A 13,471-nucleotide genomic window follows, 5' to 3' on the forward strand; every position below is an offset into this window, starting at 1 on the left:
ACCCATGTCGTCATTTGATTATCTGAAAACCGCGATTAAGCAAAAGGGCTGTACTCTGCAACAAGTGGCGGATGCCAGTGGAATGACTAAGGGCTATCTCAGCCAACTCCTCAATGCCAAGATCAAAAGCCCCAGCGCGCAAAAGCTGGAGGCGTTACATCGTTTCCTTGGGCTCGAGTTTCCCCGTCAGCAGAAAAATATCGGCGTGGTGTTTGGTAAATTTTATCCGCTGCACACCGGTCATATCTATCTGATTCAGCGCGCCTGTAGCCAGGTGGACGAACTGCATATCATCATGGGTTATGACGATACCCGTGACCGCGCACTTTTTGAAGACAGCGCGATGTCTCAACAGCCCACCGTTTCGGATCGCCTGCGCTGGTTGTTACAAACGTTCAAGTATCAGAAAAATATCCGCATTCATGCCTTCAATGAAGAGGGGATGGAGCCGTATCCGCATGGCTGGGATGTCTGGAGCAAGGGCATTAAGACGTTCATGGCGGAGAAAGGGATTGAGCCAAACTGGATCTATACCTCAGAGGAAGCCGATGCGCCACAGTACCTGGAACATCTGGGCATTGAAACGGTGCTCATCGATCCCAAACGTACCTTTATGAGCATCAGCGGTGCGCAAATCCGTGAAAACCCGTTCCGCTACTGGGAATATATTCCTACCGAAGTGAAGTCATTCTTCGTGCGTACCGTGGCAGTGCTGGGCGGCGAGTCGAGCGGGAAGTCGACGCTGGTCAACAAGCTCGCGAATATCTTCAATACCACCAGTGCGTGGGAATATGGCCGCGACTATGTCTTCTCGCATCTCGGCGGTGATGAGATGGCGCTGCAATATTCTGACTACGATAAAATCGCGCTGGGTCATGCGCAATATATTGATTTTGCAGTTAAATATGCCAATAAGGTGGCGTTTATTGACACCGACTTCGTGACCACCCAGGCTTTCTGCAAAAAGTACGAAGGGCGTGAGCATCCGTTTGTGCAGGCGTTGATTGATGAATATCGCTTTGACCTGGTGATCCTGCTGGAAAATAACACGCCGTGGGTGGCGGACGGTTTGCGCAGCCTCGGCAGCTCTGTGGATCGTAAAGAATTTCAGACGCTGCTGGTGGAGATGCTACGCGAAAACAATATCGACTTCGTGCATGTTGAAGAGGCGGACTACGATGGCCGTTTCCTGCGCTGTGTTGAACTGGTCAAAGAGATGATGGGCGAGCAGGGGTGACCCACGCCGCAAGGTGAACGCGATGTTTAAGCATTTGCAGGATATGGCGCTGTTTGCCCTGGTTGCCGAACACGGTAGTTTTACCGTTGCCGCGCAGAAGGCAGGGCTGCCGAAGTCGAGCGTCAGCCAGCGCATCAGCCAGCTTGAGCAGCATGTCGGCATTCGCCTGATCAACCGCACCACTCGAAAACTGAACCTGACCTACGCCGGTGAACACTATCTGGTGCACTGCCGGGAAATACTCGCTGCCAGCGAACGCGCAGAATACGCGGTTCAACGACTGCGCGATAACCCCAGCGGGCGATTGCGCATCACCTCGCCGGCAGGCATTGGCGCGACGCTGTTAGCGCGCCTGAACACGCAGTTCCAGCAGCGCTACCCCGATGTCTATCTGGATGTCAGTATCTCCGATGAGATGCTGGATTTAGTGGACAGCGGTTTTGACGTCGCGTTGCGTACCGGTAAGCCGCAGGATTCCTCACTGATTGGACGCATGATTGGCCATTGTCCGCGCTATCTGCTGGCCTCGCCCGATTACCTGTCACGTTTTGGGCCACTGAACCATCCCCGGCAGTTGGTCGAACACCATTGCATTGCGCACAAAGCCTGGTCTGAGTGGCTATTCCATCGGGACGATGAAGATTACCAGCACCTGCCGGACCGTGTGCATCTGACGGATAATCTGGTGTATGCCCGCGAAAGTGCCACCGCAGGGGCAGGGATCACGCTGCTGCCGGCATTTATGCTGGAAGATAAAATCGAAAAGGGCGACCTGATCCCCGTCCTTGCCGAATGGACGGTGGCGGGAAACGATCTTTGGCTGGTTTATCCCAGCCGTAAGCTGAATTCTCCTGCGCTAATGAGCTACATCGAATTTGCCATGCAGTTCGATGAGCTCAGACACTTCTACAGCGCGGAATGAGAGCGGTTCAGTCCTGGCGCAGCACCTTGTGACCGTAGGCCAGTAGCGCGTCGGTGACGTTGCGCATCATGCGGCTTTCTGGCGCAAATCGATGCCAGTAGAGCATCCGGCGCTGGAACAGGCCCGGCGTGAGATCGATCAGCTCGCCGCTTTGCAGCTCTTTTTCAATCTGCAGGTGCGGGATCATACAACAGGTGGTGCCCTGACGCGCCAGTTGCACAAAGGCTTCCGAAGAGTTAACGATGTGACACGGGACGCTGCCCGGCGGCAGATCGAAGTTCTGTTGCAGGAAGGCCTGATGCATGTCGTCCAGATGGTCAAACGCTACCGCTGGCGCTTTCAGCAGCGCGGAGCGGGTGACGCCGTTCGGGAAATAGCGTTCGGCAAACGCTTTGGATCCTACAAACAGATAGTCGAGCGCGCCGAGTTTATCCACCAGACAACTGGGCAGCGCCTGATGCTGAATACTCACTGCCCCTACCACTTCACCGCGACGCAGACGTTCCTGGGTGCGGGTTTCATCTTCCACCTGCAAATTGAGGCGAATAGGGGAGTCGGCCAGTACCGGTGCCAGGGCCGGCAGCAGCCAGGTCGCCAGACTGTCGGCGTTGACCGCCAGTGACAGCAGCAGCGGCGTGGAGCCGGTTTGCTCATCGCCCAGCCACTCCTCTTCCAGCAACTCCACCTGACGAAGCAGGGCCAGCAGCTTTTGTCCTTGCTCCGTCGGACGCGGCGGAACGGTACGGACCAGCAGCGGTTGTCCGAACATATTCTCAAGCTGCTTGATGCGTTGCGAAACGGCAGATTGAGTGATGCACAGCTTTTGCGCCGCGCGCTCAAACCCGCGTTCTCGTATGACGGCATCCAGTGCTTGTAGTGTTCTGTAGTCCGGACGTTTCATTGCTTTGACACACTCCTGAAATTTTTGCTTGTCCTGCACTATGACATAAATTTGCATTGGGTAAAGACGAAATCCGTAGCCTGGGAGCGGGTCGGGAAGATTTTTCCGCGCAATGGTCTATAATGCGCGTGAATTTTTCTCCACAAAGGCGAGACGATCATGACGCAGGATGAACTGAAAAAAGCAGTAGGATGGGCGGCACTTCAGTATGTACAGCCCGGCACCATTGTTGGGGTAGGTACCGGTTCAACAGCCGCGCACTTTATTGACGCGCTGGGCACCATGAAAGGTCAGATTGAAGGTGCTGTTTCCAGTTCGGATGCCTCAACCGAAAAACTCAAAAGCCTTGGCATCCCTGTATTTGATCTCAACGAAGTGGACAGCCTCGGCGTCTACGTCGACGGGGCTGATGAGATTAACGGTCACATGCAGATGATTAAAGGTGGTGGCGCGGCGCTGACTCGTGAAAAGATCATTGCCTCCGTGGCGAAGAAATTTATCTGTATTGCCGATGCTTCCAAGGAAGTGGATATCCTGGGTAACTTCCCGTTGCCGGTTGAGGTTATCCCAATGGCGCGTAGTGCGGTGGCTCGCCAGTTGGTTAAACTGGGTGGTCGTCCGGAATATCGTCAGGGGGTGGTCACTGACAACGGCAACGTGATCCTCGATGTGCACGGAATGGAGATCCTCGATCCAGTGGCGATGGAAAATGCCATTAATGCCATTCCTGGCGTGGTTACCGTCGGCCTGTTTGCCAACCGTGGCGCGGATGTCGCGTTAATCGGGACTGCTGACGGTGTCAAAACCATCGTGAAATGATCTTACCGGGGGAGCGCTTCCCCGGTTAAAATATTTTTGCAGGGCAAATTCGGTGACATGTATCACGTTTTGAATCTTGCCCTGCTGATTTATCCAAAGAAAAACTTATCCCCAGCATTTTCCTCTACCATTTGCCTCTGAATGAACACTCCTCAACAGGGCGACGCAAACGTTCATATTGCCGCAATAATTATTTTTGATATGTTGAAAGGCGGATGCAAATCCACACACACAACATCAGATTGCATAAAAAGACAGGGTCGGGAAATGGCAAAGGTATCGCTGGAGAAAGATAAGATTAAGTTTCTGCTGGTTGAAGGCGTGCATCAAAAGGCGCTGGATAGCCTTCGGGCGGCAGGTTATACCAACATCGAATTTCACAAAGGGGCGCTGGATGCTGAACAGCTGAAAGAGTCCATCCGTGATGCCCACTTCATTGGCCTGCGATCCCGTACCCATCTGACAGAAGAGGTGATCAACGCGGCGGAAAAACTGGTCGCTGTGGGCTGTTTCTGCATCGGCACCAACCAGGTTGATCTGGCGGCGGCGGCAAAACGCGGTATTCCGGTGTTTAACGCACCGTTCTCTAACACCCGTTCTGTGGCAGAACTGGTGATTGGCGAACTGCTGCTGTTGCTGCGCGGTGTACCGGAAGCAAACGCCAAAGCACACCGTGGCGTGTGGAATAAACTGGCCGCCGGTTCCTTTGAAGCGCGCGGTAAAAGACTCGGTATTATTGGCTACGGCCATATTGGGACGCAGTTAGGTATTCTGGCGGAATCGCTGGGGATGCACGTTTACTTCTACGATATTGAGAACAAACTGCCGCTGGGTAACGCGACTCAGGTTCAGCATCTTTCCGAACTGCTCAACATGAGCGACGTGGTCAGTCTGCATGTGCCAGAAAACGCCTCAACGAAGAATATGATGGGGGCAAAAGAGATCGCCCTGATGAAGCCGGGCTCGCTGCTGATCAATGCCGCACGTGGCACGGTGGTGGATATTCCCGCCCTGTGTGATGCTCTGGCGACCAAACATCTGGCTGGGGCGGCAATCGACGTATTCCCGACAGAGCCGGCAACGAACAGCGATCCGTTTACCTCGCCGCTATGCGACTTTGATAACGTGATTCTGACGCCGCATATTGGGGGATCCACTCAGGAAGCGCAGGAAAACATCGGTCTGGAAGTCGCAGGTAAGCTGGCGAAGTATTCCGATAACGGCTCTACGCTTTCCGCGGTTAACTTCCCGGAAGTGTCGTTGCCGCTGCACGGCGGGCGTCGTCTGATGCACATCCACGAAAACCGTCCCGGCGTGCTGACGTCCCTGAACCAGATTTTTGCCGAGCAGGGTGTCAACATTGCCGCACAGTATCTGCAAACGTCAGCGCAAATGGGCTATGTCGTTATTGATATTGAAGCGGATGAAGATGTCGCCGAGAAAGCGTTGTTGGCGATGAAGGCTATTCCGGGCACCATTCGCGCGCGTTTGTTGTACTAATTCTCACCTGTGCGGGCAGGCGCGGAGTCTGCCCGTCATTTCTCCCTTCGTTTTCCCTTTCCTTTCATCCCGTTCTGTAACGCATACATCCTCTTTTCGAGTATTGCCGCAATTGATGATTAAAGGCTTCACTGCACGTTGTACATCAACAAAAGGAAATTACGATAGAGGCGCAGCACAACGCTGAAACGGGAAAGCCCCTGGGAAAATAGGGGCTCTTAGAAGGAAAGGGACGATGATGAGTCATGTCATTATGCTGCTTATCCTGTTAATCATCGCCTGGCACTCCCACACTTTTGATGGCGTTACAATGGCCGGTAAGGGAACATCCCACTCTTCTACCGGCAGTTTTTCCACGCGCTGACAGTCGTGGGCGTACCCCACTGGTAACAGCCCATACTGTTGCCAGTTTTGTAAGGTGCGATCGTAGAATCCGCCGCCCATACCCAAACGTTGACCCTGCTCATCAAACGCGACTAAAGGCGTGACCAGTACGTCCAGTTGCGAAAGCGGCAGGACATCGCGAACGTCCAGTTTAGGCTCCTGAATCTTCAACCGATTGGTGATCAGCTCACTGTGCGGGTGATAGTGCAGAAACAGCAAATTCCCGGGGCTGAACGGATGCAGAACCGGGAGATAGACGCGTTTTCCCGCGCGCCAGAGTTGTTCGATCAGCGGCTGGGTATCGAGCTCGCCATCAAACGACAAAAACACGGCGACCGTATGTGCCATCACGACGGGCGGGTACGCAAGCATGCGTGTCGCGGCCTGCTGACCGAAGGTAATTTGCTGCGAAAGTGTGAGCGCACGACGACGTTGCCTAATCATCTGGCGAAGGGTTTGTCGTGATAAAGGGAGTTCAGAAAGTAATGTCATGGCTGTCGCCAGGTAGAAGGAGAATCTCCGAGATGCCGCCGCAGGCTGTAACCCTTGAACCCTTGGTTCAAGGTGAATGCGTCGTCACAGTTTTAAGGCTTCTCGGACGGACCGAGCATGCTCACCAACCATGGATCGCCACATTCTTGTGGTATGAAATATCGGCTCAGGGGACTGGCCCGCTTGCAAACATCTCAGAGAAATTTTGTCTTCACGGTCACTCTACCATAGTAAACCGAAAAGTGTTATTCAAAGTTTTGGCTCGTTTTTTCGGTTATGCGACCCTGATCAAGCAGTGCCTGTTCAATGGTCTGTTGGAGCATCCGAATACGTTGTTCCATGCTCGCCGCGTACTCGCGGGTCTTCGCTTTTTCCTGAGTCAGTTCGTAGCTAATATTCAGTGCGGCAATGAATACCAGCTGCTCAGTATTTGTGACTCTAGTGCGAACTTTCAGATCTTGCAACCGCTGATTCAGATCGTCCGCAGCCTGATTCAACGCATCCCTTTGTTCAGGCGGGCAATTCACTCGCAGTGAACGGCCAAAAATTTGGATATCGACGGGTTGTGCAGACATGCCACCTTCCTGCTGATTGACTGCGCTGCCTTCGTCTCCAGACCCTGGGTCCGCGAAGGGGCGACACTATAGCTACCCTGGTGTGAAGATACAAGCCCTATTCTGGTTCACCAGGGTCCAAAGTGGTAGCATACCATGAATATCCTCCCTTTGATGACGAATGCATATGTCTATACAGAACGAAATGCCTGGTTACACCGAAATGAACCAGTATTTGAACCAACAAGGCGCCGGACTGACCCCGGCGGAAATGCACGGTTTGATCAGCGGGATGATTTGCGGTGGCAATAACGACAGCTCCTGGCAGCCGCTGCTTCACGACCTGACGAACGAAGGGCTGGCCTTCGGTCATGAACTGGCTCAGGCGTTGCGTAAAATGCACTCCGCGACCAGCGACGCGCTGGAAGATGACGGTTTCCTTTTTCAGCTTTATCTGCCTGAAGGCGATGACGTGAGCGTCTTCGATCGCGCCGATGCACTGGCGGGATGGGTTAACCACTTCCTGCTCGGCCTTGGCGTCACGCAGCCGAAGCTCGATAAAGTGACTGGCGAAACGGGCGAAGCCATCGACGATTTACGTAATATCGCGCAGCTCGGCTATGACGAAGATGAAGATCAGGAAGAGCTGGAGATGTCGCTCGAAGAGATCATCGAATATGTGCGCGTCGCGGCGCTGCTGTGTCACGACACCTTTACCCGTCAGCCGCCGACCGCACCGGAAGTGCGTAAACCGACCCTACACTAAAAAGTAAAACGATAATGGAGGCCACGTCATGACACCGCAGGAATACCAACGTCGTCGCCAGGCTCTGCTTGCGCAAATGCAGCCAGGCAGCGCCGCGCTGATTTTTGCCGCGCCAGAAGTTACGCGCAGCGCAGACAGTGAATACCCGTATCGCCAGAGCAGCGATTTCTGGTATTTCACCGGTTTTAACGAACCGGAAGCCGTTCTGGTACTGATAAAAAGCGACGATACCCATAACCACAGCGTGTTGTTCAACCGCGTTCGCGATCTGACTGCGGAAATCTGGTTTGGTCGTCGTCTGGGACAAGATGCCGCGCCGGAAAAACTGGCAGTGGATCGTGCGCTGGCCTTTAGCGAAATCAATCAACAGCTTTTTCAACTGCTTAACGGTCTGGATGTGGTGTACCACGCGCAGGGCGAATATGCATATGCGGATGAGGTAGTTTTCACCGCGCTGGAAAAACTGCGCAAAGGTTCGCGTCAGAATCTGAAATCGCCGTCAACCCTGATCGACTGGCGGCCGATGGTGCATGAAATGCGCCTGTTTAAGTCGCCAGAAGAGATTGCGGTGATGCGTCGCGCCGGAGAGATTACGGCACTGGCGCATACCCGGGCGATGGAAAAATGCCGTCCGGGGATGTTTGAGTATCAACTGGAAGGCGAAATTCATCACGAGTTTACTCGCCATGGCGCGCGCTACCCGTCCTACAACACCATTGTGGGCAGCGGTGAAAACGGCTGCATTCTGCATTACACCGAAAACGAAAGTGAACTGCGCGACGGCTCTCTGGTGCTGATTGATGCAGGTTGTGAATATAAAGGTTATGCGGGCGATATCACGCGGACCTTCCCGGTGAATGGAAAATTTACCCCGGCGCAGCGCGAGATCTACGACATCGTGCTGGAATCGCTGGAAACCAGCCTGCGTCTGTACCGCCCTGGTACTTCGATTCAGGAGGTCACCGGTGAAGTTGTGCGCATTATGATTACCGGGCTGGTGAAGCTGGGTATCCTGAAGGGCGAAGTGGATCAACTGATCGCCGATAACGCGCATCGACCGTTTTTCATGCATGGCCTGAGCCATTGGTTGGGGCTGGATGTCCATGATGTCGGCGAGTATGAGCAGGATCGCTCCCGTATTCTGAAGCCGGGAATGGTGATTACCGTTGAACCGGGGCTGTACATAGCACCCGATGCCGATGTACCAGAGGCCTATCGTGGGATCGGGATCCGCATTGAAGATGACATTCTGATCACGGAAGACGGTAACGAAAACCTGACTGCTGGTGTCGTCAAAAAGGCGGATGAGATTGAAGCGTTAATGGCAGCGGCGAGAACGTAATGAGCGTGATCATTGTTGGCGGTGGTATGGTGGGCGCGACGCTGGCGCTGGCCATTTCCCGGTTAAGTCAGGGGACACTGCCGGTTCATCTGATCGAAGCGACCGCCCCTGAAGCGGACAGTCATCCCGGGTTTGATGCCCGGGCGATTGCGCTTGCAGCGGGAACCTGCCAACAACTGGCACGAATCGGTGTCTGGCAGGCGATTGCCGATTGTGCCACCGCGATCCATACGGTTCACGTCAGCGATCGGGGACATGCCGGGTTTGTGACGCTCGACGCGGATGATTATCGCATTCCGGCGCTGGGGCAGGTGGTTGAACTGCACGACGTAGGGCTGCGGCTGTTTGCCCTACTGCGTAAAGCGCCAGGCGTCACGTTGCACTGCCCGGACCGGGTTGCCAGCGTGTCACGCACCCAGGAACAGGTGAATGTCACGCTGGAAACGGGCGAAACGATCGCCGGACGCGTGCTGGTGGCGGCGGATGGGACGCGTTCTGCGCTGGCAACCGCCTGCGGCATTGACTGGCAGCAGGAGCCCTATGAGCAACTGGCGGTGATCGCTAACGTCTCAACTGCGGTTGCCCATAACGGTCGTGCGTTTGAGCGGTTTACGGCGCACGGCCCCTTGGCGATGTTGCCGATGTCTGAAGGGCGCTGTTCGCTGGTGTGGTGCCATCCGCTGGAACAGCGTGAGGAGATTCTGAGCTGGTCGGATGAACGCTTCTGTCGTGAACTACAGGCGGCTTTCGGCTGGCGGTTGGGACGAATTACACAGGCGGGCAAACGCAGCGCGTATCCGCTTTCCCTCACCACGGCGGCGAAGGCATTCACGCATCGCACCGTACTGGTGGGAAATGCCGCGCAGACATTGCATCCGATTGCGGGGCAGGGATTTAACCTTGGCCTGCGTGATGTCATGAGCCTCGCCGAAACGCTCACCGAAGCGCAGGCGACGGGCAGGGACGTTGGCGACTACGCCGTGCTCGCGCGCTATCAACAGCGTCGTCAGGGGGATCGCCTGGCCACGGTCGGCGTGACGGACAGTCTGGTCCATTTGTTTGCCAACCGTTGGGCGCCGCTGGTTGTCGGGCGCAACGTGGGGTTGATGACCATGGAATTATGCCCTCCCGCCCGTGATGCGTTTGCGCAACGGACGTTAGGTTGGGTGGCGCGATAAACATACCCTCCAGACCGGACAGGCGAAGCGCCATCCGGCATTTATACGAACATGACGCCCGATGGCGATTTCCGATTTTCAGGAGTAAACAGTGCAAAGTGTTGATGTAGCAATCGTGGGCGGAGGCATGGTTGGTCTGGCTGTTGCGTGCGGATTGCAGGGCAGCGGTTTACGTGTCGCTGTGCTCGAACAGCGCGAACCGCAACCGCTGGCGGCGGATGCCGCTCCCGCGCTTCGCGTATCGGCGATCAATGCCGCCAGTGAAAAACTGCTTACCCGCCTGGGCGTCTGGTCAGACATTGTGGCTCGTCGCGCCAGTTGTTATCACGGGATGGAAGTGTGGGATAAAGACAGCTTTGGCCGTATTGAATTTGATGACCAAAGTATGGGTTACAGCCATCTGGGCCATATCGTGGAGAATGCGGTTATCCATTATGCGCTGTGGCAAAAAGCGCAGCAATCCTCCGATATCGCGCTGATGGCACCTGCCGAATTGCAGCAGGTGGCATGGGGCGAAAACGAAGTCTTCCTGACGCTGAAAGATGGCGCCATGCTCACGGCGCGTCTGGTGATAGGTGCCGATGGGGCAAACTCGTGGCTGCGCAATAAAGCGGACATTCCACTGACCTTCTGGGATTACCGGCATCATGCGCTGGTCGCGACCATTCGTACCGAAGAAGCACACGGTGCCGTTGCCCGTCAGGTGTTTCATGGTGAAGGTATCCTGGCGTTTCTGCCGCTCAGTGATCCGCATTTATGCTCCATCGTCTGGTCACTTTCCCCCGCAGAAGCTGAGCGCATGCAGCAGGCCAGTGCAGAGACCTTCAATCAGGCGCTGAATATCGCCTTTGATAATCGCCTGGGGTTGTGCAGCGTAGAGAGTGAACGCCAGGTATATCCGCTGACGGGACGCTATGCGCGTCAGTTCGCCTCGCATCGTCTGGCGCTGGTCGGCGACGCTGCGCATACTATTCACCCACTGGCTGGGCAGGGCGTGAACCTCGGCTTTATGGATGCAGCAGAACTGGTGGATGAACTCAAACGTCTGCATCGCCAGGGTAAAGACATCGGCCAGTACCTCTATTTGCGTCGCTATGAGCGAAGCCGTAAGCACAGCGCTGCGATGATGCTGGCGGGCATGCAGGGGTTCCGCGAGCTGTTTGCGGGAAGTCATCCGGCGAAAAAACTGCTGCGTGATATGGGGCTGAAACTGGCTGATTCCCTTCCGGGTGTAAAACCGCAACTTCTCCGTCAGGCAATGGGATTAAACGATCTGCCTGAGTGGCTTCGCTAAGAATTCACCTCGTTTAAAGAATTTGAGACCCGTCACATTTCCTTCTCCCGGCGACGTCGCCGGGGGGCTTTCCTCATTTGAAATAAACTAATTTCACCCTTCTTTTCGCATTATATTTTCTAATGTCGTGATTTTTTCATAACGCCAGTTTTGACATTTTTTTAGCGTTTAATGCCGTTATGTTCGTCATTTTAGTGGTGTTGATTGTCATTTGTCTGTGTTATTTGCGTATTACTTGGTTTTTTATGCTGATGATGTTTTGGCGGTTTTTAGTCATAAGCTAATGTGATGGTTAATTTTGTTTTATGGTTTAGTGTGGATTTCGGTGGTAAGTTCAGGGGCAAAGAGAACGTTTGCGTCGGGGCCCATGAGTGGCATCGATGCCGGGTTTCGTGGCGACAATTTTCGCCGTGAAAGGGTGGTCAGCCCCGCTTATTCAATGAGGACAAGATGGCTCAACAGACTCCTTTGTACGAACAACACACGCTATGCGGTGCCCGCATGGTCGATTTTCACGGTTGGATGATGCCGCTACATTATGGTTCTCAGCTCGACGAGCACCATGCGGTCCGTACCGATGCCGGGATGTTTGATGTGTCGCACATGACCATCGTCGATCTACACGGCAGTCGCACCCGGGAGTTCTTGCGTTATCTGCTGGCGAACGACGTGGCAAAGCTAACGAAAACCGGCAAAGCCCTTTACTCCGGTATGCTCAACGCCTCGGGCGGCGTGATAGATGATCTGATTGTTTATTACTTTACCGAAGACTTCTTCCGCCTCGTTGTAAACTCCGCCACCCGCGAAAAAGACCTCTCCTGGATTACCCAACACGCAGAACCTTATGCCATCGACATTACCGTGCGTGATGACCTGTCGCTGATTGCAGTGCAAGGGCCAAACGCGCAGGCGAAGGCGGCATCCCTGTTTACTGACGAGCAGCGCAAAGCCGTTGAAGGTATGAAACCGTTCTTCGGTGTGCAAACGGGTGACCTGTTTATCGCCACGACCGGTTACACCGGTGAAGCAGGCTATGAAATTGCGATGCCGAATGAAAAGGCGGCGGATTTCTGGCGTGCACTGGTAGAAGCGGGCGTACAGCCGTGTGGTCTGGGCGCGCGCGATACGCTGCGTCTGGAAGCGGGTATGAACCTGTATGGTCAGGAGATGGACGAGGGGATCACTCCGCTGGCGGCCAATATGGGCTGGACCATCGCCTGGGAACCGACTGACCGCGACTTTATCGGTCGCGAAGCGCTGGAAGTGCAGCGGGAAAAAGGCCACGAACAGCTGGTAGGTCTGGTGATGACCGAGAAAGGCGTTCTGCGTAACGAACTGCCGGTACGTTTCACTGATGCCCAGGGTAATCAACTGGAAGGCGTTATCACCAGCGGTACTTTCTCACCGACGCTGGGCTATAGCATTGCGCTGGCACGCGTGCCGGCGGGCATTGGCGAAACGGTCATTGTGCAGATTCGCAACCGCGAAATGCCGGTAAAAGTGACTAAACCTGTTTTTGTGCGTAACGGCAAAGCCGTTGCGTGATTCATCCTTTTCTGGAGATTGATTGATGAGCAACGTACCAGCAGAACTGAAATACAGCAAAGAACACGAATGGCTGCGCAAAGAAGCTGACGGCTCTTACACCGTTGGCATCACCGAACACGCTCAGGAACTGTTGGGCGATATGGTTTTTGTTGACCTGCCGGACGTCGGCGCGACCGTGAGCGCCGGCGACGACTGCGCGGTTGCTGAGTCCGTCAAAGCCGCTTCTGATATTTATGCGCCGATCGGCGGTGAAATCGTGGCTGTTAACGACGCGCTGAGCGACTCCCCGGAACTGGTGAACAGCGAGCCGTACGCCGGTGGCTGGATCTTCAAAATTAAAGCCAGCGATGAGAGTGAACTGGACTCTCTGCTGGACGCGACAGCGTACGAAGCTCTGCTCGAAGACGAATAAATACGCTTATGCCGGATGGCGCTTACGCTTATCCGGCCTACAGATCGCGCCCAGGCCCGGTAAGCGTAAGCGCTACCGGGCAAACCAGTCAGACAATCACGATTCACTGCACGTTTCAGGAA

At 54.7% G+C, this 13,471-nt stretch carries 14 protein-coding genes and 1 other RNA gene; 10 read left to right on the top strand and 5 right to left on the bottom strand.

What is annotated here, in order from left to right; genetic code table 11:
* The first annotated feature begins 4 nt into the window (after positions 1-4).
* Complete coding sequence (gene nadR / locus I6L53_RS03625) at positions 5-1,237, top strand: multifunctional transcriptional regulator/nicotinamide-nucleotide adenylyltransferase/ribosylnicotinamide kinase NadR (RefSeq protein WP_217124961.1); 1,233 nt, start codon at positions 5-7, stop codon at positions 1,235-1,237.
* A gap of 22 nt (positions 1,238-1,259) precedes the next feature.
* Positions 1,260-2,159, top strand: coding sequence for a LysR family transcriptional regulator (locus I6L53_RS03630; RefSeq protein WP_042322078.1), 900 nt, complete (start codon positions 1,260-1,262; stop codon positions 2,157-2,159).
* A 7-nt stretch (positions 2,160-2,166) separates the two neighbouring features.
* Here the strand turns inward: I6L53_RS03630 and argP are convergent, their stop codons facing one another.
* On the bottom strand, positions 2,167-3,060 hold the full coding sequence (argP, locus tag I6L53_RS03635) for a DNA-binding transcriptional regulator ArgP (RefSeq protein ID WP_042322080.1): 894 nt from the start codon (positions 3,058-3,060) through the stop codon (positions 2,167-2,169).
* Positions 3,061-3,219: 159 nt separating this feature from the next.
* On the opposite strand from argP, the gene rpiA reads away from it, so the two are divergent.
* Complete coding sequence (gene rpiA, locus I6L53_RS03640) at positions 3,220-3,879, top strand: ribose-5-phosphate isomerase RpiA (RefSeq protein ID WP_042322083.1); 660 nt, start codon at positions 3,220-3,222, stop codon at positions 3,877-3,879.
* Positions 3,880-4,146: 267 nt separating this feature from the next.
* Positions 4,147-5,379: a phosphoglycerate dehydrogenase gene (serA, locus tag I6L53_RS03645; protein ID WP_042322086.1), complete on the top strand. Its 1,233-nt coding sequence runs from the start codon at positions 4,147-4,149 to the stop codon at positions 5,377-5,379.
* A gap of 243 nt (positions 5,380-5,622) precedes the next feature.
* On the opposite strand, the gene I6L53_RS03650 is transcribed toward serA, so the two are convergent.
* From I6L53_RS03650 to zapA, 3 genes are all read right to left on the bottom strand, one after another.
* The gene (locus I6L53_RS03650; protein ID WP_042322088.1) at positions 5,623-6,255 is read right to left on the bottom strand and encodes a 5-formyltetrahydrofolate cyclo-ligase; all 633 of its coding nucleotides are present in this window, start codon (positions 6,253-6,255) and stop codon (positions 5,623-5,625) included.
* A gap of 20 nt (positions 6,256-6,275) precedes the next feature.
* A non-coding RNA gene (ssrS, locus tag I6L53_RS03655) (6S RNA) lies at positions 6,276-6,459 on the bottom strand.
* 41 nt (positions 6,460-6,500) lie between these two features.
* Complete coding sequence (gene zapA, locus I6L53_RS03660) at positions 6,501-6,830, bottom strand: cell division protein ZapA (RefSeq protein ID WP_042322090.1); 330 nt, start codon at positions 6,828-6,830, stop codon at positions 6,501-6,503.
* A 166-nt stretch (positions 6,831-6,996) separates the two neighbouring features.
* Here zapA and ygfB point away from each other — a divergent pair, with 166 nt between their 5' ends.
* From ygfB to ubiI, 4 genes are all read left to right on the top strand, one after another.
* On the top strand, positions 6,997-7,575 hold the full coding sequence (ygfB, locus tag I6L53_RS03665; protein ID WP_125369673.1) for a UPF0149 family protein YgfB: 579 nt from the start codon (positions 6,997-6,999) through the stop codon (positions 7,573-7,575).
* Positions 7,576-7,603: 28 nt separating this feature from the next.
* Positions 7,604-8,917, top strand: a complete 1,314-nt coding sequence (gene pepP / locus I6L53_RS03670; protein ID WP_042322095.1) for a Xaa-Pro aminopeptidase — start codon at positions 7,604-7,606, stop codon at positions 8,915-8,917.
* The gene (ubiH, locus tag I6L53_RS03675) at positions 8,917-10,095 is read left to right on the top strand and encodes a 2-octaprenyl-6-methoxyphenyl hydroxylase (protein ID WP_042322097.1); all 1,179 of its coding nucleotides are present in this window, start codon (positions 8,917-8,919) and stop codon (positions 10,093-10,095) included. Before pepP ends, ubiH begins: the two co-directional genes overlap by 1 nt.
* A gap of 91 nt (positions 10,096-10,186) precedes the next feature.
* Entirely contained in the window at positions 10,187-11,389 is a 1,203-nt protein-coding gene (gene ubiI, locus I6L53_RS03680; protein ID WP_042322100.1) for an FAD-dependent 2-octaprenylphenol hydroxylase, read from the top strand.
* 73 nt (positions 11,390-11,462) lie between these two features.
* On the opposite strand, the gene I6L53_RS23755 is transcribed toward ubiI, so the two are convergent.
* Positions 11,463-11,513: a hypothetical protein gene (locus I6L53_RS23755; RefSeq protein ID WP_420914401.1), complete on the bottom strand. Its 51-nt coding sequence runs from the start codon at positions 11,511-11,513 to the stop codon at positions 11,463-11,465.
* Between the two features lie 326 nt (positions 11,514-11,839).
* On the opposite strand from I6L53_RS23755, the gene gcvT reads away from it, so the two are divergent.
* Both gcvT and gcvH read left to right on the top strand, forming a co-directional pair.
* Positions 11,840-12,934, top strand: a complete 1,095-nt coding sequence (gene gcvT, locus I6L53_RS03685) for a glycine cleavage system aminomethyltransferase GcvT (protein ID WP_042322102.1) — start codon at positions 11,840-11,842, stop codon at positions 12,932-12,934.
* Positions 12,935-12,959: 25 nt separating this feature from the next.
* Complete coding sequence (gene gcvH / locus I6L53_RS03690; protein ID WP_042322104.1) at positions 12,960-13,349, top strand: glycine cleavage system protein GcvH; 390 nt, start codon at positions 12,960-12,962, stop codon at positions 13,347-13,349.
* Positions 13,350-13,471: the final 122 nt, after the last annotated feature.

The sequence above is a fragment of the Citrobacter farmeri genome (assembly GCF_019048065.1).
GTDB classification, from domain to species: domain Bacteria; phylum Pseudomonadota; class Gammaproteobacteria; order Enterobacterales; family Enterobacteriaceae; genus Citrobacter_A; species Citrobacter_A farmeri.

Bases quoted from the DNA above. Each gene is read 5' to 3' on its own strand.
- gcvT (WP_042322102.1), top strand. From the start codon at position 11,840: ATGGCTCAACAGACTCCTTTGTACGAACAACACACGCTATGCGGTGCC.
- serA (WP_042322086.1), top strand. From the start codon at position 4,147: ATGGCAAAGGTATCGCTGGAGAAAGATAAGATTAAGTTTCTGCTGGTT.
- I6L53_RS03630 (WP_042322078.1), top strand. From the start codon at position 1,260: ATGTTTAAGCATTTGCAGGATATGGCGCTGTTTGCCCTGGTTGCCGAA.
- nadR (WP_217124961.1), top strand. From the start codon at position 5: ATGTCGTCATTTGATTATCTGAAAACCGCGATTAAGCAAAAGGGCTGT.
- zapA (WP_042322090.1), bottom strand. From the start codon at position 6,830: ATGTCTGCACAACCCGTCGATATCCAAATTTTTGGCCGTTCACTGCGA.
- argP (WP_042322080.1), bottom strand. From the start codon at position 3,060: ATGAAACGTCCGGACTACAGAACACTACAAGCACTGGATGCCGTCATA.
- ubiH (WP_042322097.1), top strand. From the start codon at position 8,917: ATGAGCGTGATCATTGTTGGCGGTGGTATGGTGGGCGCGACGCTGGCG.
- ygfB (WP_125369673.1), top strand. From the start codon at position 6,997: ATGTCTATACAGAACGAAATGCCTGGTTACACCGAAATGAACCAGTAT.
- pepP (WP_042322095.1), top strand. From the start codon at position 7,604: ATGACACCGCAGGAATACCAACGTCGTCGCCAGGCTCTGCTTGCGCAA.
- rpiA (WP_042322083.1), top strand. From the start codon at position 3,220: ATGACGCAGGATGAACTGAAAAAAGCAGTAGGATGGGCGGCACTTCAG.
- I6L53_RS03650 (WP_042322088.1), bottom strand. From the start codon at position 6,255: ATGACATTACTTTCTGAACTCCCTTTATCACGACAAACCCTTCGCCAG.
- gcvH (WP_042322104.1), top strand. From the start codon at position 12,960: ATGAGCAACGTACCAGCAGAACTGAAATACAGCAAAGAACACGAATGG.